The sequence below is a fragment of the Denitratisoma sp. agr-D3 genome (assembly GCF_054658675.1).
Genome location: NZ_BAAGIA010000002.1, coordinates 462,378 through 486,188, shown reverse-complemented (window position 1 = coordinate 486,188; position 23,811 = coordinate 462,378). Strand labels below are relative to the sequence as shown.

24 protein-coding genes are annotated in these 23,811 nt (G+C 66.0%); 8 read left to right on the top strand and 16 right to left on the bottom strand.

All coding sequences use genetic code 11. The features are described 5' to 3' along the window. Window positions 1-52: 52 nt before the first annotated feature. The 3 genes from dnaG to rpsU all read right to left on the bottom strand — a co-directional run bounded on the left by dnaG (window position 53) and on the right by rpsU (window position 2,639). The gene (gene dnaG, locus ACYQ2U_RS07295) at window positions 53-1,810 is read right to left on the bottom strand and encodes a DNA primase (protein WP_459949697.1); all 1,758 of its coding nucleotides are present in this window, start codon (window positions 1,808-1,810) and stop codon (window positions 53-55) included. A 56-nt stretch (window positions 1,811-1,866) separates the two neighbouring features. Further along, entirely contained in the window at window positions 1,867-2,316 is a 450-nt protein-coding gene (locus tag ACYQ2U_RS07290; protein ID WP_459949696.1) for a GatB/YqeY domain-containing protein, read from the bottom strand. Window positions 2,317-2,426: 110 nt separating this feature from the next. Then, window positions 2,427-2,639, bottom strand: a complete 213-nt coding sequence (gene rpsU, locus ACYQ2U_RS07285) for a 30S ribosomal protein S21 (protein WP_459949695.1) — start codon at window positions 2,637-2,639, stop codon at window positions 2,427-2,429. A 122-nt stretch (window positions 2,640-2,761) separates the two neighbouring features. Between rpsU and tsaD the strand changes: the two genes are divergently transcribed. Beyond that, the gene (tsaD, locus tag ACYQ2U_RS07280; protein ID WP_459949694.1) at window positions 2,762-3,787 is read left to right on the top strand and encodes a tRNA (adenosine(37)-N6)-threonylcarbamoyltransferase complex transferase subunit TsaD; all 1,026 of its coding nucleotides are present in this window, start codon (window positions 2,762-2,764) and stop codon (window positions 3,785-3,787) included. Window positions 3,788-3,820: 33 nt separating this feature from the next. On the opposite strand, the gene plsY is transcribed toward tsaD, so the two are convergent. Then, window positions 3,821-4,459 (bottom strand): glycerol-3-phosphate 1-O-acyltransferase PlsY, encoded by a 639-nt coding sequence (gene plsY / locus ACYQ2U_RS07275; RefSeq protein WP_459949693.1) that lies wholly within the window; start codon window positions 4,457-4,459, stop codon window positions 3,821-3,823. A 144-nt stretch (window positions 4,460-4,603) separates the two neighbouring features. Between plsY and ACYQ2U_RS07270 the strand changes: the two genes are divergently transcribed. Both ACYQ2U_RS07270 and ACYQ2U_RS07265 read left to right on the top strand, forming a co-directional pair. Then, entirely contained in the window at window positions 4,604-4,963 is a 360-nt protein-coding gene (locus ACYQ2U_RS07270; RefSeq protein WP_459949692.1) for a dihydroneopterin aldolase, read from the top strand. An 83-nt stretch (window positions 4,964-5,046) separates the two neighbouring features. After that, window positions 5,047-5,634, top strand: coding sequence for a LexA family protein (locus ACYQ2U_RS07265; protein ID WP_459949691.1), 588 nt, complete (start codon window positions 5,047-5,049; stop codon window positions 5,632-5,634). A 45-nt stretch (window positions 5,635-5,679) separates the two neighbouring features. Here ACYQ2U_RS07265 and ACYQ2U_RS07260 read toward each other — a convergent pair whose 3' ends face one another. The 6 genes from ACYQ2U_RS07260 to def all read right to left on the bottom strand — a co-directional run bounded on the left by ACYQ2U_RS07260 (window position 5,680) and on the right by def (window position 10,569). After that, window positions 5,680-6,042 (bottom strand): hypothetical protein, encoded by a 363-nt coding sequence (locus ACYQ2U_RS07260; RefSeq protein WP_459949690.1) that lies wholly within the window; start codon window positions 6,040-6,042, stop codon window positions 5,680-5,682. A gap of 64 nt (window positions 6,043-6,106) precedes the next feature. Continuing rightward, window positions 6,107-7,297: a cardiolipin synthase ClsB gene (gene clsB, locus ACYQ2U_RS07255; protein WP_459949689.1), complete on the bottom strand. Its 1,191-nt coding sequence runs from the start codon at window positions 7,295-7,297 to the stop codon at window positions 6,107-6,109. Further along, window positions 7,294-8,034 carry an endonuclease/exonuclease/phosphatase family protein gene (locus ACYQ2U_RS07250; RefSeq protein WP_459949688.1) on the bottom strand — a complete coding sequence of 247 codons (741 nt, stop codon included), beginning with the start codon at window positions 8,032-8,034 and terminating at the stop codon, window positions 7,294-7,296. Before ACYQ2U_RS07250 ends, clsB begins: the two co-directional genes overlap by 4 nt. 97 nt (window positions 8,035-8,131) lie before the next feature. After that, complete coding sequence (htpX, locus tag ACYQ2U_RS07245) at window positions 8,132-8,974, bottom strand: zinc metalloprotease HtpX (protein WP_459949687.1); 843 nt, start codon at window positions 8,972-8,974, stop codon at window positions 8,132-8,134. Between the two features lie 56 nt (window positions 8,975-9,030). Continuing rightward, window positions 9,031-9,948 (bottom strand): methionyl-tRNA formyltransferase, encoded by a 918-nt coding sequence (gene fmt / locus ACYQ2U_RS07240; RefSeq protein ID WP_459949686.1) that lies wholly within the window; start codon window positions 9,946-9,948, stop codon window positions 9,031-9,033. 117 nt (window positions 9,949-10,065) lie between these two features. Next, window positions 10,066-10,569 (bottom strand): peptide deformylase, encoded by a 504-nt coding sequence (gene def, locus ACYQ2U_RS07235; RefSeq protein ID WP_459949685.1) that lies wholly within the window; start codon window positions 10,567-10,569, stop codon window positions 10,066-10,068. 80 nt (window positions 10,570-10,649) lie between these two features. Here def and ACYQ2U_RS07230 point away from each other — a divergent pair, with 80 nt between their 5' ends. From ACYQ2U_RS07230 to ACYQ2U_RS07215, 4 genes are all read left to right on the top strand, one after another. Continuing rightward, entirely contained in the window at window positions 10,650-11,699 is a 1,050-nt protein-coding gene (locus ACYQ2U_RS07230) for a LysM peptidoglycan-binding domain-containing protein (protein WP_459949684.1), read from the top strand. Between the two features lie 46 nt (window positions 11,700-11,745). After that, window positions 11,746-12,846, top strand: a complete 1,101-nt coding sequence (gene dprA / locus ACYQ2U_RS07225) for a DNA-processing protein DprA (protein ID WP_459949683.1) — start codon at window positions 11,746-11,748, stop codon at window positions 12,844-12,846. Next, window positions 12,843-13,313, top strand: coding sequence for a Smg family protein (locus tag ACYQ2U_RS07220; RefSeq protein WP_459949682.1), 471 nt, complete (start codon window positions 12,843-12,845; stop codon window positions 13,311-13,313). The genes dprA and ACYQ2U_RS07220 overlap by 4 nt, the downstream gene beginning before the upstream one ends. A 65-nt stretch (window positions 13,314-13,378) precedes the next feature. Continuing rightward, on the top strand, window positions 13,379-15,943 hold the full coding sequence (locus tag ACYQ2U_RS07215; protein WP_459949681.1) for a DNA topoisomerase III: 2,565 nt from the start codon (window positions 13,379-13,381) through the stop codon (window positions 15,941-15,943). Between the two features lie 133 nt (window positions 15,944-16,076). Here ACYQ2U_RS07215 and ACYQ2U_RS07210 read toward each other — a convergent pair whose 3' ends face one another. The 6 genes from ACYQ2U_RS07210 to ACYQ2U_RS07185 form a co-directional block, all read right to left on the bottom strand. Continuing rightward, complete coding sequence (locus ACYQ2U_RS07210) at window positions 16,077-17,867, bottom strand: ATP-binding response regulator (RefSeq protein WP_459949680.1); 1,791 nt, start codon at window positions 17,865-17,867, stop codon at window positions 16,077-16,079. Window positions 17,868-17,899: 32 nt separating this feature from the next. Next, a complete protein-coding gene (locus ACYQ2U_RS07205; RefSeq protein WP_459949679.1) occupies window positions 17,900-18,493 on the bottom strand; it encodes a response regulator in 594 nt (197 codons plus the stop codon). A 422-nt stretch (window positions 18,494-18,915) separates the two neighbouring features. Then, complete coding sequence (locus tag ACYQ2U_RS07200) at window positions 18,916-20,301, bottom strand: DEAD/DEAH box helicase (protein ID WP_459949678.1); 1,386 nt, start codon at window positions 20,299-20,301, stop codon at window positions 18,916-18,918. Between the two features lie 174 nt (window positions 20,302-20,475). Next, a complete protein-coding gene (locus tag ACYQ2U_RS07195; protein ID WP_459949677.1) occupies window positions 20,476-21,414 on the bottom strand; it encodes a Nudix family hydrolase in 939 nt (312 codons plus the stop codon). Window positions 21,415-21,486: 72 nt separating this feature from the next. Beyond that, a complete protein-coding gene (locus ACYQ2U_RS07190) occupies window positions 21,487-22,344 on the bottom strand; it encodes an ATP-binding protein (protein ID WP_459949676.1) in 858 nt (285 codons plus the stop codon). Then, the gene (locus tag ACYQ2U_RS07185) at window positions 22,328-22,471 is read right to left on the bottom strand and encodes a hypothetical protein (protein WP_459949675.1); all 144 of its coding nucleotides are present in this window, start codon (window positions 22,469-22,471) and stop codon (window positions 22,328-22,330) included. The genes ACYQ2U_RS07190 and ACYQ2U_RS07185 overlap by 17 nt, the downstream gene beginning before the upstream one ends. Window positions 22,472-22,511: 40 nt before the next feature. On the opposite strand from ACYQ2U_RS07185, the gene mltA reads away from it, so the two are divergent. Beyond that, a complete protein-coding gene (mltA, locus tag ACYQ2U_RS07180; protein ID WP_459949674.1) occupies window positions 22,512-23,675 on the top strand; it encodes a murein transglycosylase A in 1,164 nt (387 codons plus the stop codon). The last annotated feature ends 136 nt before the right edge of the window (window positions 23,676-23,811 follow it).

Here is a 23,811-nt window from a genome sequence, read left to right as displayed (position 1 = left end):
AGGTCTCCGCGGGTCGGGCAAAGCGCAGAAAAAGGGCGCGATTATACACGAGTCAATTAAGCGGCTTTTCCCCGCCTTTTCTCATCAACAGGCTCGTCAAACGCTGTTTGTCCTCGCTGCTGAGTCCACCTTGGCGGGCCTTGGCGTTGAGGGCGTCGATTTCCTGCTTCAGGGCGGTCTGGTGCAGGCGGTCCACGGCGTCGTTGAGCACGGCTTCGAGATCTTCGTCCATGGCCTCTTCACTGGACAGGGCGCCGATCACGGCGGCCAGCAGGTTTTCATGCTCATGGCCGCGAAAGAACTCCAATAGCAGACCCATGCCGCCCCGGGACAGTTCCCCATGTTCGATGGCGTCCGCCACGGCGTGGATCAGCATGCCCTCGGGCTGGTCCCGGTCGATGTAGGCCAGGGGCAGGCGGGGCGCCCATTCGGGCTTTTGCACGATGATTTCGAGCAGGGCGTGCTCAATGGAGCGGGTACCGGGCCGGCTGCGGCTGGGCGTGGCGTAGCGGGCCCGGGTCAGGGGCTTGAGGCCGCACTGGGCCTCCACCTCGGCCTGGGACAGCTCCGCCAGATCGGCCAGGGCCTTGGTCAGTTGCACCCGCAGGATGGGGGCAGAGACCTTTTGCAACAAGGGCTTGGCCTCGTGGATCAACTGGGCGCGGCCCTCGGCGGTGTAGGGCTGGGTGCGCTTCTTCAACTCGCGGATGAGGAACTCGCTGAGCTTGGTGGCCTGGTTGAGCTGCTGGACGAAGGCGTCCCGGCCGTGTTCCCGGACGAATTCGTCCGGGTCCTGGTCGCCGGACATTTGCAGGATTTCCACGCTCTTGTTGTCGGCGAGGAATTCCAGGCTGTTTTCCATGGCGCGCCAGGCGGCGCGGTCGCCGGCGGCATCCCGGTCGAAGCAGAACACCACCCGGTTGGCCTGCTTGAGCAGCTTTTGCACATTGGTGCCGGTGGCGGCAGTGCCCAGGGTGGCGACCACGTTCTCGACGCCGGCCTGGGCCAGGCCCACCACGTCCATATAGCCTTCCACCACGATCACCCGGTCCTCGCCGTGGATGGCCTTGCGCGCCTGGGGCAGGCCGTAGACCTCGTGGCCCTTCTGAAACAAGGGGGTTTCCGGCGAATTGAGGTACTTGGGCTCGCCGGCGCCGAGGACCCGGCCGCCGAAGCCGATCACGTTACCCTTCTGGTCGATGATGGGAAACATGATGCGATCACGGAAGCGGTCGTAGCGCCGGCCCTGTTCGTTGACGATGACCAGGCCGCATTCCACCAGGCCGTCATCGTCGTAGTCGGGGCAGACCTGTTGCAGGCCCTGCCAATCGTCCGGCGCGTAGCCGAGGCCGAAACGGGCGGCGATCTCGCCGGTGAGGCCCCGGCCCTTGAGGTAGTCGATGGCCTTGGGCGAGGCCTTGAGCTGGTCCCGGTAGAACTTCATGGCGCGGGCCATGAGCTCGGTCAGGGGCGCCCGGCGCGCCGCCTCGGCGGCATGGCGCTCGGCGTTGGGGCGGGTTTCCTTGGGCACTTGCAGGCCGATGCTGGCGGCCAATTCCTCCACCGCATCGACGAAGCCGAGGCCCGTGTACTGCATGATGAAACCGATGGCGCTGCCGTGGGCGCCGCAGCCGAAGCAGTGGTAGAACTGCTTGCTCGGGCTGACGGTGAAGGAGGGGGATTTTTCCGAGTGAAAGGGGCAGCAGGCGCTGTAGTTGGCCCCACCCCGCTTGAGGGGAACGTAACGTTCCACCACGTCGACGATGTCGACGCGGGACAGCAGTTCCTGGATGAAGGACTCGGGAATCATCGGTGCGCCGGATTATGGCAGCGGGCAGGCGGCCTGCCCAGCCCGCCGCAGGGTGGTCAGGCGCTGAGCTTGGCCTTCACCAGCTTGGAGACTTCGCTCATGTCGGCCCGGCCCAGCACCTGGGGCTTGACCAGGGCGACAACCTTGCCCATCTCCTGGACGCCGGTGGCGCCGGACTCGACCACGGCGGCGGCGACGATGGCCTCAATCTCGGCGGTGGTCAGGGCGGCAGGCATGTAGGCGGACAACACCTCCGCCTCGAAACGCTCGGCATCGGCCAGGTCCTGGCGGCCGGCGGCCTGGTACTGACCGATGGAGTCCTTGCGCTGCTTGAGCATTCTTTCGATGATGGCCAGTACATCGGCATCCTCCAGCACCACCCGCTCATCCACTTCCTTTTGTTTCATCGCGGCCAGCAACAGGCGGATGGCCCCAAGACGGGTGCTGTCCTTGGCCTTCATGGCGGCCTTCATGTCGTCGTTGATGCGGGTCTTGAGACTGGACATAGGAAACTCCTGGAATTGAAAACGCCGAAACCGCCAGCCCGCCCGGATGGCGGCTGGCGGTTTCGGCTGGATGCTGGATGCGACCGCCCCACGGGCGACCGCAGCAGGAATCAGTACAGCTTGGGAGGCAGAGTCTGGCTGCGGATGCGCTTGTGGTGGCGCTTCACGGCAGCGGCGAGCTTGCGCTTGCGCTCGGTGGTGGGCTTTTCGTAAAACTCACGGGCGCGCAGCTCGGTCAGCAGACCGGTCTTTTCAATGGCGCGCTTGAAGCGACGGATGGCAACCTCGAAGGGCTCGTTTTCCTTAACGCGAATTCCGGGCATTTCAAATAAACCTTGGTGGGCAAAGAGGGCGGGATTGTAGCGGCTGTGCACGGCTTGTCAATGATTCTGTGGACTTTTCCGCCATCGGGCGGGGTCCGGTCGGCCCGGTACAATGCCGCCCCATGTTGATCCTAGGCATCGAATCCTCCTGCGACGAGACCGGCGTCGCCCTTTACGACACCGATCGCGGCCTGCTCGGCCACGCCGTGCACACCCAGGTGACCATGCACGAGGCCTACGGCGGCGTGGTGCCGGAACTGGCCTCCCGCGACCACATCCGGCGCCTGATCCCCCTGCTCGACACCGTCCTGGCGGAAGCCCGGGCCAAGCGGGAAGACATCGACGCCATCGCCTACACCGCCGGCCCCGGCCTGGCCGGGGCCCTGCTGGTGGGCGCCAGCTTCGCCGAATCCCTGGCCTTCGCCCTGGACGTGCCCGCCCTGCCGGTGCACCACCTGGAAGGTCACCTGCTCTCCCCCCTATTGGCCCAGGACCGGCCCGACTATCCCTTCGTCGCCCTGCTGGTTTCCGGCGGCCACACCCAGTTGATGCGGGTGGCAAAGGTGGGCAGCTACGAATTGCTCGGCGAATCGGTGGACGACGCCGCCGGCGAAGCCTTCGACAAGACCGCCAAGCTGCTGGGCCTGGGCTACCCCGGCGGCCCGGCCCTGGCCAAGCTGGCCGCCGACGGCACGCCGGGCCGCTTCAAGCTGCCCCGGCCCATGCTGCATTCCGGCGATTTCGATTTCAGTTTTTCCGGCCTCAAGACCGCCGTGCTCACCCAGGCCAAGGCCCGGGAGCTGTCAGACCTGGACAAGGCGGACCTGGCGGCGGAGTTTCAGGAAGCCGTGACGGAAGTGCTGGCCGCCAAGGCCCTGGGCGCCGTCAAACGCTGCGGCCTCAAGGCCCTGGTGGTGGCGGGCGGCGTCGGCGCCAACCGCCGCCTGCGGGAACGCCTGGATGCCGGCGCGGCCAAGGCCGGGATGCGGGTCTATTACCCGGAAGTGGCGCTGTGCACCGACAACGGCGCCATGATCGCCTTCTGCGGCGCCCAGCGCCTGCTGGCCGGGGCCCAGACCAAGGCAGCCGGCGAAGGCGGCGCCTTCACCATCCGCCCGCGCTGGCCCCTGGACGAACTGCTGGTCTAAGGTGCAAAGCCGGCCGATGGCCGGCCGGTCTTCTTAGCCTTCCTTCTTGTCCTGCTGGAAACTATCGTCGTTGGCGGCATCCTTCTTCTTGCCGCCGATGCGGCTTTCGGTGCCGGCCAGGAGTTTCTGGATGTTGCCGCGATGGCGCTGGATCAGCAGCACGGTCATCACCGCCACCACCATCACCGCCTCCATGGGCAGTTGCAGCCACAGGCTCAGGGCCGGGGCGCTGGCCGCCGCGGCCAGGGCGGCGAGGGAGGAATAACGGGTAGTAACGGCCACCAGCAGCCAGATACCGGCGCAGGCCAGGGCCAGCCAGCCGGAAAAGCCCGCCAGCACGCCCAGGGCCGTGGCCACGCCCTTGCCGCCCTTGAACTTGAGGAAAACCGGATAGACGTGGCCGGCGAAGGCGGCAACGCCCGCCACCGCCACGCCCTGGCCGTCGGCGCCAAGGGCGGCGGCGATCTGCATGGCGATCCAGCCCTTGAGGGCATCCCCCACCAGGGTCAGCAGGGCGGCCAGCTTGTTGCCGCTGCGCAGCACGTTGGTGGCGCCGGGGTTGCCGGAGCCGAAGCTGCGGGGATCGGCCAGGCCGAAGGCCTTGGAAACGATGACGGCGAAGGGCAGGGAGCCCAGCAGGTAGCCCAGCAGGGCGATCAGGGGAAGGTTCATCGGGGGATGTCTCGGGGATGGCCTAAAATTCCGCGCATTCTAGCGGGCTTGCCTGCTTCCCTCACCCCCACCCCCTCTCCCGCCGCTGCGGGCGAGGAGGCTTCCAGAGTCGCCATGCGGCTCTCACGTCAAGGAGCGTGCGTTTTGGATTTCATCTTCATCGAGGACATGCGGGTCGAAGCCCACGTCGGCATCTTCCCCCGGGAGCGGGTGGCGCCCCAGACCCTGGAAATCAGCCTCACCTTCGGCGTACCCGACGCCGCCGCCCGCAACGACGACATCAACGACACCATCCGCTACGACACGGTGATCGAACGCATCCGCAAGGAGTTGGACGAACGCCACTTCAACCTGCTGGAAACCCTGGGCGAATACGTCATCGGCCTGATGCTGGAGGAATTCGGCGCACCCTGGGTCAAGATTTCCATCGCCAAGATCGGCATCATGAAGGGCGTGCGCAGGGTAGGCGTGCAGATCGAGCGGGCCAAGACAACGGCCGCCTGAGCCGCCGCCCCGGCAGCGGGGTTGACAGTTGATCGAACGATCACCATCATAGGTGAACCTTCGTTCATTCTTGGGCTTACACCATGGCGTCTCCCAATCGTGATCCCGACCACCTGGCCCGGCTTCAGGACTACTACGCCCAGAACCGCCGCATCCCCTCCCTCAAGCGCATCGCCGAACTGATGGGCTTCGCCTCCAAGGCGGCCTCCAGCGGCCTGATGAATCGCCTGGCGGAAGCCGGTTTCGTCGAACGCACGCCGGACGACGACGCCTGGATTCCCAGCAGCGCCTTCTTCGCCCGGCCGGTCATCGACAGCGTGCGGGCCGGCCTGCCCCAGGCCGCCAACGATCCGCGCCAGGAAGCCATCGGCATCGACAACTACCTGATCGCCAAGCCCAGCCGCACCGTGCTGCTGGTGGTCAAGGGCGATTCCATGATCGAGGCGGGGCTGTTCGAGGGCGACCACATCGTGGTGGACCGGGGCGCCGCCGCCCGCAACAACGACATCGTGGTGGCCATCGTGGACAACGAGTTCACCGTCAAATACCTGGCCCAGGACAAGCGCGGCTTCTACCTCAAGCCCGGCAACCCGGCCTATCCAGTGATCCGCCCCCAGGGCCAGTTGGAAATCTATGGCGTGGTGGTGGGCAGCTTCCGCAAATACGCCTGACCCATACGCCGGGGCCGCGCCTGGGCCGTCCCGGCGGGCACCGGCTCAGCGGTGTTCCCGGTCGAAGCGCTTTTCCGCCTCGGCGAGGTGGCTGATCAGGATGTGGGAAATCATGTTCACGCCGATGCCGGCAAACAGGGCCGGCAACAGGTAAAGGGCCACCGAGACCTCCGACTTGAACAACAGGTCGTCCACCGCCGAGGTGGATCCCTCGGCCATGTGGGACAAGCGTCCCAGCAGGAACAGATCGACCCCCGATATCAGCAGCAAGGCGACGCCGAACAGCAACACCGTGGCGCGGGAAATGCTGCGCTTCCACATCATCAGCCCGTACAGCGCCAGGGGCAGCACCAGGGAAAAGAAGATGAGCAGGAAGAACTCCAGTTCGAGGAAGGCGGAATCGATCATGGTGCGACGCTCATGAAGAAACGGTGAGGGACGGGGCGGCAAGCCGCTGAAGGGTGCGGCGACTTCATTCGCGGTACTCGTTGCCGCCGTAATGGCTCATGCCTACGGCCAGGCGCACCAGGAAATACGCCAGCCGGCTCGCCAGTTTTTCCCAGCGGGATTGACGGCGCAGGGTGTCCATCCGCACCGGCACCGCCCCTTCCACCATGGCCCGTAGCAGGCTGTCCCGCAGCAGGGCGGCGAAGGCGCTGTCCTCCGCCACCAGGTTCGCCTCCCGCGCCAGCAGCAAGCTGAAGGGATCGATGTTGGAGGAACCCACCGTGGCCCAATGGCCGTCGATGACCGCCACCTTGGCATGGAGGAAGCTGCGCTGGTATTCGTGGATGCGCACCCCCGCCGCCAACAGCTGGCGATAGAGGGCGCGGGTGGCATAGTGCTGGAGCAGGTACTCGACCCGGCCCTGGGCCAGCACCGTCACCCTCACGCCGCGCCGGGCGGCGGCCATCAGGGCCTCGCGGAAACGGCGGCCGGGCAGGAAATAGGCATTGGCCAACAGGATTTCCCGGCGGGCGGCGGCGATGGCGGCGAGATAGGCATCCTCGATGTCGTGGCGATGGCGCAGGTTGTCGCGGATCAGGAAGCGGGCCCTCACCGACCCCGTCCTGGCCGGGGTCGGGCAGGCGCTGCCCGTGGACTCGGCCCGGTAGCCGAGCTGGGACCAGCGCACCAAGCGCCACAGGTGGTGCATGGCGTGGTGGATGCGGCCCACCAGGGGACCCGCCACTTCCACCGCGTAGTCGAAACGGGGGGGCACCTGGGCGTCGTGGTTCAGGTTGTCCCAATCGTCCACGATGTTGATGCCGCCGACGAAGGCCAGGCTGCCATCCACCACGCACAGCTTGCGATGCAAGCGCCGCAGGCGATGGCGGCGAAAGCGCAAGCGCCCCAGCCACCCGGCCAGTTCCTGCCGATAGACCAGCAGATGGACGCCCGCCTCGGTCAAGCGTTGGCCCAGGGGACTGGCGCGGAAACCGATGGCGCCGAAGCCGTCCACCATCAAGCGCACTGTCACCCCGCGCCGCGCCGCCCGGGCCAGGGCGTCGGCCACGGCCCGTCCGGTCTCGTCGTCGGCAAAGATGTAGGTTTCCAGGCGCACCTCCTCGCGGGCGCCGTCGATGGCGGCCAGCAGGGCCGGGAAGAAATCGCCGCCGTTCTCCAGCAGCCGCAGCCGGTTGCCCCCCGTCAGGTGGGTCATGGCGCCGCCAACACCACGGAAAGGGGAGCATGGTCCGAGAGTTGGGACCAGGGCGGCCGCCGCAACACCTGCCGCTCCAGCACCCGCAGGCCGCGCAGGTAAACCCGGTCCAGGCGCATCATGGGCAGCAGGGCGGGAAAGCTGCGGGCCGGCTTGCCGGCGTCGCTGAAGGCCTCCACCAGGCCCAGACGTCGGGCCAGCAGGCTGTCGGCATGGTTGCGCCAATCGTTGAAGTCGCCGGCGATGATCAGCGGCGCGTCGGCGGGCACTAGGGCGTCCAGGCGCCGCACCAGGGCGTCGAGCTGGAAGCGACGGGAGCCGGAAAACAGCGACAGGTGGGCACAGACACAGTGCAGGGGCTGGGCCAGACCGGGCACGTCCACGGTGCTGTGGAGCAGACCGCGCCGTTCGAAACTGAGATGGGTCACGTCCTGGTTGTGACTGTCCAGCACCGGATGGCGGCTGAGGATGGCGTTGCCGTGGTGGCCCTGGTCGTAGCTGACGTTGTGGCCGTACACCGCGTGCCAATGGTCCTCTGCCAGGAATTCGTGCTGGGGCTGTTCCGGCCAGTCGCCGTGGCGCTTGCCGTGGCCCAGGTGGAGGCCCTGCACCTCCTGGAGGAAGACCAGGTCCGGCGCCAGGGAGCGCAAGGCGTCGCGCAGGGCATGGACCGTCAGGCGCCGGTTGAGGGGAGAGAACCCCTTGTGGATGTTCCAGGTGGTCAGGCGGAAGGTCATGGATTCATTCTACGGCGGGAAATCGGGGCCCAGAAAAGCAACGGCCCGGACAAACCGGGCCGCAGTCAGCCTAGGTGGCACCGCTTCAGCGGGCCGTTCAGCGGGCCATTTGGCGCAGCCGTGCGACCCGCTCCTCCGTGGCCGGATGGGTGCGGAACAGGCCGGCCATGCCGCCGCCGGAAAGGGGATTCATGATCATCATCTGCGCCGTTTCCGGGTGGGCCTCGGCGCTGGCCATGGGAATGCCGCTGGCGTAGGCGTGGATTTTCTCCAGGGCATCGGCCAGGGCGTGGGGATCGCGGCTGATCTCGGCGCCGCCCCGGTCGGCCTCGAATTCCCGGGCGCGGGAAATGGCCATCTGGATCAGGGTGGCGGCCAGGGGCGCCAGGATGGCCACCAGGATGCCGGCCAGGGGATTGCTCGGACGGCCCTCGCTGTCGCGGCCGCCGAAGAACATGGCGAAGTTGGCCAGGGCGGAAATGGCGCCGGCCATGGTGGCCGCGACGGTGGAAATCAGGATGTCCCGGTGCTGGACGTGGGCCAGCTCGTGGGCCATGACGCCGCGCAGTTCCCGCGCCGAGAGCATGCGCAGGATGCCGCTGGTGGCGGCCACGGCGGCATGCTCGGGATTGCGCCCGGTGGCGAAGGCGTTGGGTTGGTCCTCGTCGATGATGTACACCCGGGGCATGGGCAGGCCGGCGTTGGCGGCCAGTTCCTTGACCATGTTGTAGAGGTAGGGGCTGGACGCCTCGTCCACCTCCTGGGCGTTGTACATGGACAAGACCATCTTGTCCGAGAACCAGTAGGAAAAGAAGTTCATGCCGCCGCCGAGCACCAGGGCCAGCAGCATGCCGCTTTGGCCGCCGATGGCGGCGCCGATGACACCAAACAGGGCGGTGATGGCCGCCATCAGCAGGGCCGTCTTGAACCAATTGAACATAGATGGACTCTCCGTGTGGGGGAACGGCTCTTTAGATGGGGCCGCCCGGGAAAAATTCAATCCAGGCGGTCGCCGGCCTGCATGGGGTGTCCGCGCAAGAAGTCCGCCGCTGCCAGGCGCTTGCCGCCGGGCTTTTGCAACTCGGTCAGACACAGGGCGCCGCTGCCGCAAGCCACCACCACGCCATGGCCGTCGGCGGCCAGCACCCGACCGGGCTCGCCCTGGCCGGCCAGGGGCTTGGCCTGCCAGCACTTGAGCAACAGCTCGCCGTGCTTGGCCGTGGCACCGGGGAAGGGATTGAAGGCGCGGATGCGGCGGGCCAGTTGTTCGGCGGGCAGGGTCCAGTCGATGGCGGCCTCGGCCTTTTCGATCTTGTGGGCGTAGGTAACGCCCTCTGTCGGCTGGGGCACGGCCTCAAGGTCCGGCAGGCGGGCCAGGGCGGCCACGATCAGGCGGGCGCCCAATGCGGCCAGCTTGTCGTGGAGGGTGGCGGCGGTGTCGTCGTCGCTGATGGGCAGGCTTTCCGTCAGCAGCATGGGGCCGGTATCCAGGCCGGCCTCCATCTGCATGATGACCACGCCGCTTTCCTTGTCGCCGGCCTCGATGGCCCGCTGGATGGGCGCCGCACCGCGCCAGCGGGGCAGCAGGGAACCATGGATGTTGAGACAGCCCAGGCGGGGAATGTCCAGCACCGCCTGGGGCAGGATCAGGCCGTAGGCAGCCACCACCATCACGTCGGCGGCGGCATCAATGATGGGCTGGTGGGTGGCCGGGTCCTTCAAGCGCTCGGGCTGATGGACGGGAATACCGTGTTCCAGGGCCACCTGCTTGACCGGACTGGGTTGCAGCTTCTGCCCCCGCCCGGCGGGGCGGTCGGGCTGGGTCAGCACCAGGGGCACCTCATGGCCGGCGGCGAGGATGGCGCGCAGGGCCTGGGCAGCGAATTCCGGCGTACCGGCGAAGATGACTTTCATGGGATCCCTTGGGTTCGGGGGCTAGGGGCTAGGGGCTAGGGACTAGAGACTAGAGACTAGGGTTGAGTTCGTGCGCCTTAAGGCGCACCGTTTTCCCCTAGCCCCTAGCCCCTGCCTTCAAGCAGTGATCCGGGCCTTCTTGGCGAGCTTGCCTTTGATGCGCGATTGCTTCAGCGATGACAGGTATTGGACGAACACCTTGCCGATCAGGTGATCCATTTCGTGCTGGATGCACACCGCCAGCAGGCCATCGGCCTCCAGTTCGAACGGTTTGCCGTCGAGGCCCAGGGCACGCACCTTCACCCGTTCCGCCCGTTGCACCGTTTCATAAATGCCGGGGACGGACAGGCAGCCCTCCTCCCCCTCCTCGGTGCCGGAGGCGGACAGCAGTTCGGGGTTGATCAGGGTCAGCAACTGGCTGCGGTCCTCGGACACGTCGATCACGATCACCCGTTTGTGGACATTCACCTGAGTGGCGGCCAGACCGATGCCCGGCGCCTCGTACATGGTTTCGGCCATGTCGGCGGCCAGGCGGCGAATCTCCTCATCCACCTCCGTCACCGGAGCGGCCACGGTGTGCAGACGAGGGTCGGGATAGCGAAGAATGGGAAGCAGGGCCATGTGCCTTATTACCGGGACTAATGTTGATGGCAGAAGGATTTGCGGGCAGAATCGAAAGCATTGCCTGAGGAGAACCCTCCATGTCGCCAAGAATTATAGCCGCCCTGCTCATCGCCCTTTCAAGCGGCTGGGCCGGCGCCCAGACCGTCGCCCCGCAGACGGTGGAACCCCGGGCCGTGCCCGAGTTGCGCGAAACCGCCCCGGAGCGGCACGTGGTGGTGCCCGGCGACACCCTGTGGGGCATCGCCGCCAAGTTCCTCAAGGATCCCGCCCGTTGGAGCGAGGTGTGGCGGCTCAACGCCAGCCAGGTCAAGAACCCCCACCGCATCTATCCAGGCCAGGTGATCGTCCTCAACCGCAACGGCAGCGGCGGCCCCCAGTTGAGCCTGCTGCCCACCGAGAAGCTGTTGCCCCGCATCCGCGAGGAAGGCGGTGACCAGGCCATTCCCACCATTCCCCAGCAGGCGGTGGAGCCTTTCCTCACCCGCCCCCTGGTGCTGGATGCCGAAACCCTGGAAAACACCCTGCGGGTCGTGGCCGTTCAGGACAACCGGGGTAGCGCCACCGCCGGCGACAACGTCTACGCCACCGGCCCGCTGGGAGACACGACCGAATGGGTGGTCTACCGCCCCGGCGCGGTGCTGACCGACCCGGACAGCAAGGAAATCCTGGGCCGCGAAGTGGTCCTGCTGGGCAACGCCCGGCTGATCCGCAAGGGTGATCCGGCCACCCTGCGCCTGCTCTCCAGCCAGAGCGAGGTCAGCGCCGGCGACCGCTTGCTGCCCCGGCCCAAGCCCGAGATCATCAGCTATCCCCAGCACCGCCCCGGCTTCGCCGTCAGCGGCCGCGTTCTCACCATTGCCGGCGACGCCCCGGACGGCGGCCGCCTCAACGTGGTCTCCATTTCCAAGGGCAAGAAGGACGGCCTCGAAATCGGCCACGTGCTGACCCTGTACCGCCCCGGCGACCGCTTCAAGGACCGCTACAAGGGCGAAACGCGGGACGTGTCCATGCCCGACGAGGCCTTTGGCCAGGTCTATCTGTTCCGCGTCTTCGACCGGGTGTCCTACGCCCTGATCATGGAGGCCAACCGCCCCGTCACCAGCGGCGACGTGGTGCGGGCGCCCTGAGCGGTTTCCGCGGTTTCCGCTGCGTCCGCCCCGTCCCGCGCCGGCCATGAGCCCCGACGACGACCTGGCCTCCTGGCTGCGGCTGGCGGCGGTGCCCGGCATCGGCGGCCAGACCCAGCGGCAACTGCTGAAAGCCTTCGGCCTGCCCGGCGCGGTGTTCGCCGCCAGCGGCAGCGCCCTGCGCAGCGTCGTCGGCCCCGATTTGGCCACCCTGCTCCATGGCCACGACGCCACGGCGGAAATCGACGCCGCCCTGGCCTGGGCCGCGGAGCCGGGCAACCGCCTGCTGACCCTGGCCGACCGGGACTACCCCCAGCGCCTGCTGGACACGATTGATCCGCCCATCCTGCTCTACGCCAAGGGCAGCGTCGACTACCTGAACCGGCCCGCCATCGCCCTGGTGGGCAGCCGCAACGCCAGCCAGCAGGGGGAGGAAAACGCCGAGGCCTTCGCCACCGTCCTCTCCCGGGCCGGTCTCGGGGTGGTCAGCGGCCTGGCCCTGGGCATCGACGCCGCCGCCCACCGGGGCGGCCTGAAAGGGACGGGCGGCACCATCGCCGTGGTGGGCACCGGTATCGACCGCATCTATCCGGCCCGCAACGCCGACCTGGCGCGGCAAATCGCCGCCGAGGGGGTGATCGTCAGCGAGTTTTCCCTGGGCACCCCGCCCTTGCAGGGCAACTTTCCCCGCCGCAACCGCCTCATCGCCGGCCTGGCCCAGGGCTGCCTGGTGGTGGAGGCGGCGGAGCGCAGCGGCTCCCTGATCACCGCCCGTCTGGCCGCCGAGGCCGGCCGGGAGGTGTTCGCCATCCCCGGTTCCATCCATTCCCCCCTGGCCAAGGGCTGCCACAAGCTGATCAAACAGGGCGCCAAGCTGGTGGAGTCGGCCCAGGACATATTGGAGGAGTTGGGCTGGGAAAAACGGGTGCAAATCCCCGCCGAAACCCGCCTCCAGGTCGTCGCCGGGGATGATGTCCTGCTCGATGCCCTGGGCCACGATCCCGTGTCGGTGGACACCCTGGCCCAGCGAACCGGCTTGACGGCGGAGACCCTTCTTGCGATGCTGTTAGCGCATGAGCTGGAAGGACGGGTCGCCCAACTACCGGGCGGCCTCTATCAGCAAACCGTGAAAGGGGCAGACAAATGATTGATATTCTTGTGTATTTGTTCGAGAACTACCTGCCCGACGCCTGCCCGGAACCCGATTTGCTGGCGCGCAAGCTTTCCGCCGCCGGGTTCGAACAGGAAGAAATCTCCGAAGCCCTCAACTGGCTGGACGGCCTGGACCGCTCCGAAGCGGTGATGGTGCGCCTGCGTCCCCAGGGCGCCGCCGCCATCCGCCTCTACGACGAAGAGGAGCAGGGTCGTCTGTCGGTGGAATGCCGCAGCTTCCTGGCCTTCCTCGAACAAGCCGGCACCCTCGACCCGGAACTGCGGGAGCTGGTGGTGGAACGGGCCCTGGCCCTGGCCGACCGGCAGATCCCCTTGGCCAAGCTGAAGGTCATCGTGGTCACGGTGATGTGGAAGCGCCAATGCGAATTCGATGCCCTGGTGCTGGAGGAACTGCTGACCGGCAGCGACGAGGACGACGAAAGCGAACGTTGGCTGCACTGAGCTCCGGCTCCACTTAACCCCCTGGCGGCGCACCTTGCGCCGCCTGTTTTTTGTCTGTCTATTACATGAGCAAGCAACTGATCATCGCCGAAAAACCCTCCGTCGCCCAGGACATCGCCAAGGCGCTGGGGGGCTTTACCCGTACCGGGGACTTTTTCGAGAGCGACAACTACGTCCTGTCCTCCGCCGTGGGCCACCTGCTGGAGCTCACCGTGCCCGAGGAATACGACGTCAAGCGGGGCAAGTGGAGCTTCACCCACCTGCCGATGATTCCGCCCCATTTCGCCCTCAATCCCATAGAAAAGACGGCTGATCGGCTCAAGTTGCTGACAAAACTGATCAAGCGCAAGGACGTGACCGGCCTGGTGAACGCCTGTGACGCGGGGCGCGAAGGGGAACTGATCTTCCGCTACGTGGCCCAGCACGCCATGGGCGAAAAACACGTCAAACCCATCCGTCGCCTCTGGTTGCAGTCCATGACGGCCAACGCCATCCGCGAAGGCTTCGCCCACCTGCGTTCCGACGAGGAAATGCTGCCCCTGGCCGATGCCGCCCGCTGCCGCTCCGAAGCCGACTGGCTGATCGGCATCAACGGCACCCGCGCCATGACCGCCTTCAACTCGGCGGAAGGCGGTTTCTACAAGACCCCCGTGGGCCGCGTGCAAACCCCCACCCTGGCCATCCTGGTGGAGCGGGAAAACCGTATCAAACAGTTTATTTCCCGTGATTACTGGGAAGTTGAGGCCGAATTCCAGGCAGTTGCCGGAACTTATCGCGGTCGCTGGTTCGACGAGAAATTCAAGAAGGCCGATGACGAACACGCCAAGGCCGAACGCCTGTGGGAAAAGGACAAGGCCGAGGCCATCCGCAAGGCCTGCCTCGGCAAGCACGGCGAGGTGGAAGAGGAGAGCAAGCCCAAGAGCGAAGCCTGCCCCATGCTCTACGACCTCACGTCATTGCAGCGGGAGGCCAACGGCCGTTTCGGTTTCTCAGCCAAGAACACCCTGGGCCTGGCCCAGGCCCTCTATGAAAAGCACAAGGTGCTGACCTACCCCCGGACCGACAGCCGCCACCTGCCCGAGGACTACATCGGCGCGGTCAAGGACACCCTCTCCAATCTGGCGGAAACCCAATACGCCGGCCACGCCGCCAACATCCTGAAGAGCGGCTGGGTACATCCCAACAAACGCATCTTCAACAACGCCAAGATCTCGGACCACTTCGCCATCATCCCCACCGGCGTGATCCCCAAGAATCTGTCCGAACCGGAACAGAAACTCTACGACCTGGTGATGAAGCGCTTCCTCGGCATCTTCTTCCCGCCGGCGGAATACAACATCACCACCCGCATCACCCGGGTCGAGGGCAACGCCTTCAAGACCGAGGGCAAGGTGCTGGTGAACCCGGGCTGGCTGGCGGTCTATGGCCGCGAAGCCCAGGGCGACGAGGAAACCCCGAGCCTGGTGCCCCTGGAACCCAAGGAACGGGTCTGGGCCAACGACGTGGAAGTGAAGGGCAAGGCCACCCAGCCGCCACCGCGCTTCTCGGAAGCCACCCTGCTCTCCGCCATGGAAGGCGCCGGCAAGCTGGTGGAGGACGAGGAACTGCGCGAGGCCATGTCCGAGCGGGGCCTGGGCACGCCGGCCACCCGCGCCGCCACCATCGAAGGTTTGATCGCCGAGGAATACGTGCACCGTAACGGCCGCGAACTGCAACCGACGCCCAAGGCCTTCTCCCTGCTGTTTGCCCTGGAAAAACTCGGCGTGGATGAAATCCGCTCGCCGGAACTCACCGGCGAATGGGAACACAAGCTCAAGCTCATGGAACAGGGCAAGATGAGCCGGGCCGAGTTCATGAGCCATATCACTGGCAAGACCCGGGAGATGGTGGAACGGATCAAGACTGGCGAGCTGCCCGACGAAGCCTTCGGCACCCTCAAGACTCCCTGTCCCCGCTGCGGCAGCCAGATCAAGGAGGGTTACAAGAAGTTCGAATGCCAGGGCTGCGACTACAAGCTATGGAAGGTGGTGGCTAGCCGCGAATGGTCCCGGGAGGAAATGGACGAGCTATTGAGCAAGGGTGTCATCGGACCCCTGCAAGGCTTCCGCTCCAAGATGGGCCGCGCCTTCGCCGCCATCATCAAGCTCAACGCCGACAAGATGCCCGAGTTCGACTTCGGCAACAGCGACGACGCCAACGCCGAGGCCGTGGACTTCTCCGGCCAGGAAGCCCTGGGCAAGTGTCCCAAGTGCGGCGGCAGCGTGTTCGAGCACGGCATGAGCTACGTCTGCGAAAAAGCCACCGGCCCCGCCAAGACCTGCGACTTCCGTTCCGGCAAGGTCATCCTGCAACAGGAAATCGGCCGCGGCGAAATGGAAAAGCTGTTGAACGAAGGCAAGACCAGCCTGCTCAAGGGCTTCGTCTCCGCCCGCACCAAGCGCAAGTTCTCCGCCTTCCTGGTACGTGGCGCCGACGGCAAGGTCGGCTTCGAATTCGAGGCCCGCGCGCCCAAGGCCGGCGCCAAGCCCAAGGCGGCCAAGGCCGAACCGGCGGCGGAAGAGAAAGCTGCTGCTGCCCCGGCGAAAAAGACGACCAAGGCCACTGCCAAGAAAACAGCGGCCAAAAAATAATTGGCCGGCATCGGGGGCGCTGGGCAAGTCTCGCCGCCTCCGATCAACCCATCCGCGATGGATATTTAATTCGGATGAAATGGTGGGCAGGTCACCCCTATGGGAGATGCCATTGTGTCCCCACCACCCGCAGCTAGCGTTGCCCGCCTGCCGCAGCGGGCGGCGTAACCCTTTTGCCCAGTTGGGCAAGCGTCGCCTGCAAGCGACCAACATGCACGGGCTTATGGAGCAGGACGAGGCCGCCCGCGTCGGCTTCGCGTAAGCGTTCCGGGGAAGTGTCTCCGGTGAGGATCGCGGCCGGGATGTCGCGGCCGATGGCTTGCCGAATGGCCCGAATCGCCTCGCTTCCCGTCTGCTCTCCCCGCAGTCGATAGTCGGCAAAAATGATGTCGGGGATGAAGGACTGCGTGGCCATTGCCGCCAGGGCTTCATCCACGCTTTCCGCCGCCAGCCCTTGGCATCCCCAACGCCGCAACACTTGCACCATGCCCTCGCGAATCAAGGGTTCGTCGTCAACGACCAGTACGGCCAAGCCCTTGAAGTCCAGCGTCGGCCATGGCTCCGCCCCGGTGGTGGCCGGGATGACGAAATCCACGGTGGGAACGGACACCGAAAACACCGTGCCGGCCCCCATGCGGGACTTGAGACCAACCGGGTGGTCCAACACGCGGCAAAGACCATCGACGATGGAGAGGCCCAGCCCCAGGCCCTTGCGCCTGTCCCGTTCGGGATTGTCCAACTGATAGAACTCGCGAAAGATGGCCTCGTGGTACTCGGCAGGAATGCCGGGGCCCGTGTCGTAAACGGCCACGGCCACGCGGCCCTGCTGATGTCGACACCCCACCAGCACGCCGCCCTGGGCGGTGTAGTTGATGGCATTGGTGATGATGTTGCGCAAGACGCGCGCCAACATATTGGGATCGCTCCGCACCGTCCGCCAGGTAGGAGCGAAACGTAGGACCAACCCCTTTTCCTCCGCCAGGGGCCACATCTCCCGGTCCAGGGAGTCGAACAGTTGCTGAAGGGGAAAGGCTTGCAGTTGGGGTTTGAAGAGGCCCGCCTCCAGCTTGGAGATGTCCAGCAACTCATTGAGCAGCCCCTCCAGGGATTGGTAGGCTCCGTCCAAATAGGAAAAAATCTGGGCAGCCCGCACCGGGTCGGGCTCATGGCGCAGGGACTCGAGGAACAAGCCGATCGCATGGAGGGGTTGGCGCAGATCGTGACTGGCGGCGGCAAGAAATTTCGACTTGGCCTGGTTGGCGTTCTCGGCTTGTACCTTGGCCGTTTCGGCCACGCGCATCTCGGCTTGCAGTTGCTCCACCAGCCCCTGGTTTTCCAGGCGCAACTGGATGGAATTGGTCAACGTCCGCGACAGATCGCGGGAGAAGACGAGGACGTTGATCAGATAAATCAACACCAGGAAGCCCAGGGCGCGCCATTGTCCCGGCTCGTACAAATAACGCAGGGTCAGCGGCAGCAGGGCCGGAATGATGTAGCCATAGGCAGCCGGCAGCCAGGACGAATGGGAAGCAACGGTTCCGGCGGCCATGCCCCCCAGCACGGCCGTCATCACCAACAAGGGGATCGGCGCAGCGGGAATGAAACACAGACAACCGATCGTCCCCCAGGCCAGGCCCGAACAGATGGCCGTTCCCGTCATGAGCCCAGGCCAAGGCACCGGGGCGTCGGGGAAGCGCCGATAGTAGAAGGACATCACCCAGCGCGCCGTCACGAGTACCAGAATCGTGCTCCACCAGGCCAGCAAAACGCCGTGGTCGAGAATGTCCCAAAGGAAAAAAAGACAGACCGACGCGACCATCAGGTTGGTCGCCTGGGCCTGCTTGGTATGGCGGAAAAGCAGATGGACCTGCTCGGACGCGATCTGCCGTTGCAGGTCGGGCTTCAAGGGTGCCGGGGAATCCATGGTGGCCGAGGATACGAGGGTGGCGGCGGCGCTTAAACGATAATCCCGCGCCGCCGGGCGGCAAACACCGCCTCCGCGCGATTGGCGACCCCCAGGTAGTCCAGGATGTCCTGCACGTGCCGACGCACCGTGTTCTCCGACAACTCCAGGTGCTTGGCGATCACCTTGTTGGAAAACCCCTGGGCGAGGAATTGCAGCACCTCGCCCTGACGCGGGGTCAGCGAAGACGCCGGTGGTTCGCTGGCGCCTTCCTTGGTCACGCCACCGGACAAGATCTGGGAAGCGACCGCGATGATTCTTTCCGCGCTCATGGACTTGGTGACGTAACCGACGGCACCTTGCGCCACCGCCGTGCGCATGAGGCCGGGATCGTCGTCGCCGGACAACATCAAGATCGGCACGTCCGGCCAGCGCGCCCTGAGCAAATCGATGCTGTCCAGACCATTGAGGCCTTGCAGATGCATGTCCAGCAGGATCAGATCGACCTTGTCCGGCCCCTGCTTCAGGGCGACATAGGGGGCCGCGACATCGAAAATTTCAGCGTCGGGTATGCCCCGTGCCAGCACCATGCGCAGGCCGGAGCGGAACAGGGCATGGTCGTCAATCAGCAGAATCTGTTGGGGCATGGGGAACAAGCGCCTGGTTCGAAATCAGCACCGTGGTCGTTTTGACCGTCTATCTTTTTATGTCAGCACTATAACCTCCCGCCTCGGTCCTGGTGCTCGAAAGCACTGGTCCATTTGGACCAATACCCCCGCCTCATAATAGGGCACGCCAAATGGATATTTCGCCGCCGACCAACACACTTGGCGCGGCAAGGTGGTGATCGCCGGCAGTTGGGTCTCCCCCGGCTGGCGCTACCTGCGCAACGCCCTCGCCGTGTTCTGGCGGGAAGCAGGTTTCTGAAGCCACCAAAGCGACGAGCCCGGCCCATGCCTGGGCCCTCGCCATCGCCGGGATACCAGTCCCTGGATTCCCGCCTGCGCGGGAATGACGAAAAAAAACGGGAAGCCTTGGCTTCCCGTTTTGCTGGATGCGATGCCGCGGATCAGCGGTGGCGTTGCCCGTTGTGATGGGCGCCGCCGCTGCGATGGGCCTGCTGGCCGGTGCTGCCCTTGCGCGGACCGCCACCAGTACCGCCACCAGTACCGCCCCCATTGCCTGCGTTACCACCGCCGCCACTACGGCGGGGGGCGCCACTGCGGCTGGCCTCGCTCCGATTACCGCCATTGCCGCTGCCGGAACGACGGGCCTGGGGCTGCTTGGCCGGCTCCCGGGGCGGGTTGGCGCTGGGCTCGAAGCCTTCCTTCACCTGTTTGTCGAAGGTGCGCTTGAGCAGCTTTTCGATGTCGCGCAATTGGATGCGTTCGTCGTGGGACACCAGGGACAGGGCCTCGCCTTCGGCGCCGGCACGACCGGTACGGCCGATGCGATGCACGTAGTCTTCGGGCACGTTGGGCAGCTCGAAGTTCACCACGCGGGGCAGTTGATCGATGTCGATGCCCCGGGCGGCGATGTCGGTGGCCACCAGGGCGGCCAGACGACCGCTCTTGAAGTCGGCCAGGGCCCGGGTGCGGGCACCCTGGGTCTTGTCGCCGTGGATGGCGGCGGAGCGGATGCCGGCCTGGTCCAGCTTGCGGGCCAGGGCGTCGGCACCATGCTTGGTACGGGTGAACACCAGGGTCTGGTGCCAACCGTGGTTCTCGAACAGGTGCAGCAGCAGTTCGCGCTTCTTTTCCTTATCCACGGCGATCACGCTCTGGGTCACGGTCTCGGCGGCGGTGTTGCGCCGGGCCACTTCCACCAGGGCGGGATTGCGCAACACGCCGTGGGCCAGTTCGCGCACGTCGGGGGCAAAGGTGGCGGAAAACATCAGGTTCTGCCGTTCCTTGGGCAGGCGCTCGATGATCTTGCGGATGTCGCGGATGAAGCCCATGTCGAGCATGCGGTCGGCTTCGTCCAGGACCAGGGTCTGCACCGCGCCCAGGTCGATAGTGCGCTGGCTGATGTGGTCCAGCAGCCGGCCGGGGGTGGCGACGACGATGTCCACGCCCCGGCGCAGCACGGTGACCTGGGGTTGCATGCCGACGCCGCCAAAGACGGCCAGGCTGCGCACCGACAGGTGCTTGCCGTAGTTGCGGATGCTCTCCTGCACCTGGGCGGCGAGTTCGCGGGTGGGCACCAGGATCAGGGCGCGGGGACGATTGCGGGCCACCCGTTCCAGGGGGCTGTCGCCCTGGGCGGTGAGTTTTTGCAGAATGGGCAGCACAAAGGCCGCGGTCTTGCCGGTGCCGGTCTGGGCCAAGGCCTCGAGATCGTTGCCGGCGAGGACGTGGGGAATGGCCTGGGCCTGAATGGGCGTGGGCGTGTCGTAACCCTGCTCGCCAATGGCGCGCAGAATCCCGGCGGAAAGGCCGAGGTCAGTAAAAAGCATGTGAAAAACTCCTGGAGCCGACCACCTGCTGTGTGCAGGTCAGTCCGGGCGGTGAATCCGTTTGAGGTACTACCGGAGAAGCGGGAATTCGCTTTCAGGGACGGCGGGCTGACTGAAGACCCGTCGGAAGGTGGCGGACTGTAGCACGGCCACGCGCAAAGACAAAGGGAATCTTCAGTCCGCGCCGCCCCACATGCCACGAATCCCCGCCACACCTTGCGCGCCCTGGGCCTGGGCCTGCGCCTGGTCCGCCGAGGTCATTCCGCCCAGGGCGTAAACCGGCAGGCCCGCCGGCACCAGGGCGCCAAAGCCGTCCCAGCCCAGGGGCGCTTGTTGCGGATGACTGGGGGTGGCCTGGACCGGGCCGAGCACGGCGAAGTCCAGGCCCAGGTCAACGGCCCGCGCCAGTTCGTCGGCGTTGTGGCAGGAAGCGGCCACCCAGGGCAGGTCGGGCCGCTGGGTCAGGGTCGCCAGGCGACGACTAGGCAAGTGCACGCCATCGGCGCCCACGGCCCGGGCCAGGGCCTCGTCGTCGTTGATCAGGATGCGGGCGCCATGTTGACGGCAAAGGGCCACCGCTTCCCGGGCGAAGGCAGCCCGCCGCTCGGGGCTGAGGGCCGGTTCCCGCACTTGCACCAGCCGCAGGCCCGCAGCCAGGGCCCGCGCCAGGGCCGCCAATTGGGCCGCCTCGCCGATGGCGCCGGCCTGGGTGATGGCGTAGCGGTCGGGCAGGGACAGGCTTTTCAGGATGTGACCGTTGGCCGGCAACATGGGGCTGACGCTGAAGGCGCCGGGCTTTTGCCAGGATAGGGCAGCGTGCACGTGGTCGCGGGGTTCGCCGCGCCATTGACTCACCTTGAAGAAATGCAGGCAGACGTGGGCGTGTTCATAAACATGTTCCACCCGCAGCCAGGGCCGGGCCGTCAGCACCTCGATGGACAGTTCTTCTTGCAGCTCGCGCACCAGGGCGTCGCGGGGCGTTTCCCCCGTTTCCACCTTGCCGCCGGGGAATTCCCAATAGCCGGGGTAGAAAGTGCCCTCGGCGCGCTGGCCCAACAGGACCGCGCCGTCCTCGCCGTAAATGACGGCGGCGGCGACGTGGGTGATCTTCATTGCATTGCTCCGTGATTTTTTCCGAACCTCGCGCCGCGCGGCGGGCAAGCGCCCGACGCACGGCCGGGGAAATTAGCGACCGGCGTAGTCCCGAGCGAACTGCCAAGCCACGCGGCCGCTGCGTGAGCCCCGGCCCTGGGCCCATTGCAGGGCCTCCTGGCGGGCGGCGGCGATGCCGGCGGCGTCTACGCCAAAAGAACGCAGCCAATGGTTGCAGGCGGCCAGGTAATCGTCCTGGCTGAAGGGATAGAAGGACAGCCAGAGGCCGAAGCGCTCGGACAGGGACACTTTTTCCTCGGTGGTTTCGCCGGGGTGGATTTCGCCCTCCTCGTCGTGGCGGGCCTCCAGGTTTTCGCGCATGGTTTCCGGCATCAGGTGGCGCCGGTTGGAGGTGGCATACACCAGCAAGTTCTGCGGCATACCGGCGACGGAACCGTCGAGCACGCTCTTCATGGCCTTGTAGCCGGGTTCGCCGCTTTCAAAGGACAGGTCGTCGCAGAACAGGATGAACTTCTCCGGCCGCCCCGCCACCAGTTCGACGATGCGCGGCAGGTCCACCAGGTCTTCCTTTTCCACTTCGATCAGGCGCAGGCCCTGGTCCATGAATTCCAGCAGCACGCCCTTCACCAGGGAGGACTTGCCGGTGCCCCGGGCGCCGGTGAGCAGCACGTTGTTGGCGCTCTTGCCGGCGACGAACTGGCGGGTGTTCTGTTCGATGCGGGACTTTTGCAGGTCCACGTTCTGCAAGTCGTCGAGACGGATGCGGTGGGGCCGGTGCACCGCTTCCAGCCAGCCATGGCCCTGGCGCTTGCGCCACAGATAGGCCGGCGCCGACCAGTCGGTGGCGGCGGGGGCGGGGGGCAACAGCAGTTCGAGCCGGTCCAGCAGGGGCATGGCCCGGGCAAGGAAGTGGTCAAGATTGGCGGTCATGGTCTTGCGTGCTTTCGTCGGGGGTTGGGGTGGACGCTTCGTCGGCGTCGGCTTCCTTGGGCCAGACCCGCCACAGGATGAACAGCAACAGGACAGGCACGCCCAATTCGAGGAGGATGGCCCACATGGGATAATTCCTTTTTGTCAGCCGACGACTCTAGCAGATCATGTCCCGTTCCTCCGCCCTTCTCCCCGTGTTGTTGTCCACCCTGCTGCTGGCCGCCTGTTCCGGCCTGGCGCCCAAGGTCGCGCCCAGCCCGACCGAAGCGGCCCCGCCGGCGGCGGAAAAGCCCTTGCAGGAAGCCCAATGGCGCGACCTGCCGGGCTGGGAAGACGCCAGCCAGGACGACCTGCTGCCGGTGTTCGAGGGCTTTCTTTCCGCCTGCGGCAGCCTCGCGCGCCAGGACACTTGGCGCGCCGCCTGCGCCGCCGCCCGCGTCGCCGACCGGGGCAGCCTCAAGCCCTGGTTCGAAGCCGCCTTCCAGCCCTGGCAACTGGTCAATCCTGACGGCAGCCGTACGGGCCTGGTCACCGGCTATTACGAACCCGTGGTGAAGGGCAGCCGGCACAAGACCAAGGTGGCCGAGGTGCCGGTGTTCGGCGCCCCCGCCGACCTGATCGTGGTGGACCTGGCCAGCCTTTATCCCGAACTCAAGTCCATGCGCCTGCGGGGCCGCATCGAGGGGCGCAAGCTGGTGCCCTACTATTCCCGTGCCGAATGGGCGCAACAGGAAGCCAAGCGGGAAAAGGACGCCCTGCTCTGGGTGGAGGACCCCATCGACTTCTTCTTCCTGCAAATCCAGGGTTCGGGCCAGGTGCAACTGGACGACGGCAGCCGCACCCGCATCGGCTACGCCGACCAGAACGGCCACCCCTATCGTTCCATCGGCAAGTGGCTGATCGACCAGGGCGAACTCAAGCCCGAGCAGGCCTCGATGCAGGGCATCCGCAACTGGGTGAAGACCCATCCCCTGCGCATGCAGGAACTGCTCAACGCCAACCCCAGCGTGGTCTTCTTCCGCGAACTGCCGGTGGAAGGCAGCGGCCCCCCGGGTGCCATGGGCCTGCCCATGATTCCCGAACGCAGTATCGCCGTGGACCCCAAGACCACGCCCCTGGGCGCCCCGGTCTGGCTCGCCACCACCCGCCCCCTGTCGGACACCCCCATGAACCGGCTGGTACTGGCCATGGATACCGGCGGCGCCATTCGCGGCCCGGTGCGGGCGGACTTTTACTGGGGCAGCGGCAACGAGGCCGGGGACAACGCCGGCCGCACCCGGCAGCGGGGCCAGATGTGGATTTTGATGCCCCGGAGCTACGCACCAAAATAAACAATCGACATGACAAGGCACCCTAAAGGTGCCTTTATTTTTCATGTTCGCACTTTATTTGTGCCAACCACCCACAACAAGGCTAACTAAGTTATTGATTTACATAGGACATAAAAATGGCCCATTTGTTGCTCCT

What these genes read in the sequence shown, in the direction of transcription:
- ACYQ2U_RS07195 (WP_459949677.1), bottom strand. Translation starts at nt 21,414, where the DNA reads ATGAAGATCACCCACGTCGCCGCCGCCGTCATTTACGGCGAGGACGGC.
- ACYQ2U_RS07185 (WP_459949675.1), bottom strand. Translation starts at nt 22,471, where the DNA reads ATGTGGGCCATCCTCCTCGAATTGGGCGTGCCTGTCCTGTTGCTGTTC.
- mltA (WP_459949674.1), top strand. Translation starts at nt 22,512, where the DNA reads ATGTCCCGTTCCTCCGCCCTTCTCCCCGTGTTGTTGTCCACCCTGCTG.
- rpsU (WP_459949695.1), bottom strand. Translation starts at nt 2,639, where the DNA reads ATGCCCGGAATTCGCGTTAAGGAAAACGAGCCCTTCGAGGTTGCCATC.
- ACYQ2U_RS07205 (WP_459949679.1), bottom strand. Translation starts at nt 18,493, where the DNA reads ATGCCCCAACAGATTCTGCTGATTGACGACCATGCCCTGTTCCGCTCC.
- ACYQ2U_RS07220 (WP_459949682.1), top strand. Translation starts at nt 12,843, where the DNA reads ATGATTGATATTCTTGTGTATTTGTTCGAGAACTACCTGCCCGACGCC.
- fmt (WP_459949686.1), bottom strand. Translation starts at nt 9,948, where the DNA reads ATGAAAGTCATCTTCGCCGGTACGCCGGAATTCGCTGCCCAGGCCCTG.
- ACYQ2U_RS07290 (WP_459949696.1), bottom strand. Translation starts at nt 2,316, where the DNA reads ATGTCCAGTCTCAAGACCCGCATCAACGACGACATGAAGGCCGCCATG.
- ACYQ2U_RS07200 (WP_459949678.1), bottom strand. Translation starts at nt 20,301, where the DNA reads ATGCTTTTTACTGACCTCGGCCTTTCCGCCGGGATTCTGCGCGCCATT.
- dnaG (WP_459949697.1), bottom strand. Translation starts at nt 1,810, where the DNA reads ATGATTCCCGAGTCCTTCATCCAGGAACTGCTGTCCCGCGTCGACATC.
- ACYQ2U_RS07190 (WP_459949676.1), bottom strand. Translation starts at nt 22,344, where the DNA reads ATGACCGCCAATCTTGACCACTTCCTTGCCCGGGCCATGCCCCTGCTG.
- ACYQ2U_RS07260 (WP_459949690.1), bottom strand. Translation starts at nt 6,042, where the DNA reads ATGATCGATTCCGCCTTCCTCGAACTGGAGTTCTTCCTGCTCATCTTC.
- plsY (WP_459949693.1), bottom strand. Translation starts at nt 4,459, where the DNA reads ATGAACCTTCCCCTGATCGCCCTGCTGGGCTACCTGCTGGGCTCCCTG.
- clsB (WP_459949689.1), bottom strand. Translation starts at nt 7,297, where the DNA reads ATGACCCACCTGACGGGGGGCAACCGGCTGCGGCTGCTGGAGAACGGC.
- ACYQ2U_RS07210 (WP_459949680.1), bottom strand. Translation starts at nt 17,867, where the DNA reads ATGGATTCCCCGGCACCCTTGAAGCCCGACCTGCAACGGCAGATCGCG.
- ACYQ2U_RS07215 (WP_459949681.1), top strand. Translation starts at nt 13,379, where the DNA reads ATGAGCAAGCAACTGATCATCGCCGAAAAACCCTCCGTCGCCCAGGAC.
- htpX (WP_459949687.1), bottom strand. Translation starts at nt 8,974, where the DNA reads ATGTTCAATTGGTTCAAGACGGCCCTGCTGATGGCGGCCATCACCGCC.
- ACYQ2U_RS07250 (WP_459949688.1), bottom strand. Translation starts at nt 8,034, where the DNA reads ATGACCTTCCGCCTGACCACCTGGAACATCCACAAGGGGTTCTCTCCC.
- tsaD (WP_459949694.1), top strand. Translation starts at nt 2,762, where the DNA reads ATGTTGATCCTAGGCATCGAATCCTCCTGCGACGAGACCGGCGTCGCC.
- ACYQ2U_RS07230 (WP_459949684.1), top strand. Translation starts at nt 10,650, where the DNA reads ATGTCGCCAAGAATTATAGCCGCCCTGCTCATCGCCCTTTCAAGCGGC.
- ACYQ2U_RS07265 (WP_459949691.1), top strand. Translation starts at nt 5,047, where the DNA reads ATGGCGTCTCCCAATCGTGATCCCGACCACCTGGCCCGGCTTCAGGAC.
- def (WP_459949685.1), bottom strand. Translation starts at nt 10,569, where the DNA reads ATGGCCCTGCTTCCCATTCTTCGCTATCCCGACCCTCGTCTGCACACC.
- dprA (WP_459949683.1), top strand. Translation starts at nt 11,746, where the DNA reads ATGAGCCCCGACGACGACCTGGCCTCCTGGCTGCGGCTGGCGGCGGTG.